The sequence below is a fragment of the Streptomyces sp. URMC 123 genome, from assembly GCF_051386515.1.
In the GTDB taxonomy this organism is placed as follows: domain Bacteria; phylum Actinomycetota; class Actinomycetes; order Streptomycetales; family Streptomycetaceae; genus Streptomyces.
In genome coordinates, this window is the sequence record NZ_JBPQTV010000662.1 from 1 (window position 1) to 814 (window position 814).

Consider the following 814-nt stretch of genomic DNA (forward strand, 5'->3'; position numbering starts at 1 on the left):
GCCACGGCAACTGGCTCGGCACGATGGTCGACGCGCAGAACGGCGACAACGACTTCGCCCTCGTCAAATACCGGAAGGGCTGGAGGGGCTGGCGGGGCTGGACGTGAAGCTTCCGGGGGCGGGCCATCCGGAGGATTTCGGCACGCGCCTGCTGGAGCTCGCCGTGCGCGCCGAGGCCGCCGGCGTCGACCCCGAGTCCGCGCTGCGCGCCGCGGCCCGCGCCTACCGGGACGCCATCCGAACGGCCGAACTCACCGAGTGATCGGGGCGTCCCGGGGTACTCGTGGCACATGCATCACATGAGCATGTTCGCCGCCGTCCGGGAAGAGCCCGCGCTCGCCGCCCGGGACCACCTGGTCGGAATCGGTCCGCTGATCGTGGGCATCATCGTCGTCATCCTGCTCATCGCCGCGCTCTGGCTGGGGCGGCGCGTACGGGAGCGGGAGCCGGAGCCACCGCAGGAGCCCCAGCCCAGGGGCGGGGCGTGGGAGACGCCCCAGGAACACGAGACGGGCAGCGTGCCGCCCGACCACGGGCCCGGGCACCAGGACTCCGAGCGGCACGAGTACTCGGAGCGGCGCGAGCCGGACGAGGTGCCGCGGAACGGGGTACGGCACATGCCGTACGAGTTCGGGTCGGGGACGCGGCCGGCGCGCGAGGAGGAGCAGGACGAGAGGCCGCGGTGGGACAGGGGTGGGGGGTCGCACGGAACGGGGTGACCTCCGGTCGGGTGGGCCACGCTTCTCCTCGGGGGCCTTCGGCCGGGTCGGCCTCTTGTGAGGTAGTACGGGGTCGGTTGTTCGTGGGTTGGGGG

1 protein-coding gene and 1 pseudogene are annotated in these 814 nt (G+C 73.1%); both read left to right on the top strand.

The features are described 5' to 3' along the window. A pseudogene (locus tag ACSNOD_RS31515) lies at positions 1-262 on the top strand (nucleoside triphosphate pyrophosphohydrolase); the annotation flags it as partial. Positions 263-290: 28 nt separating this feature from the next. Then, the gene (locus tag ACSNOD_RS31520) at positions 291-719 is read left to right on the top strand and encodes a DUF6479 family protein (protein WP_436770490.1); all 429 of its coding nucleotides are present in this window, start codon (positions 291-293) and stop codon (positions 717-719) included. Positions 720-814 lie beyond the last annotated feature (95 nt).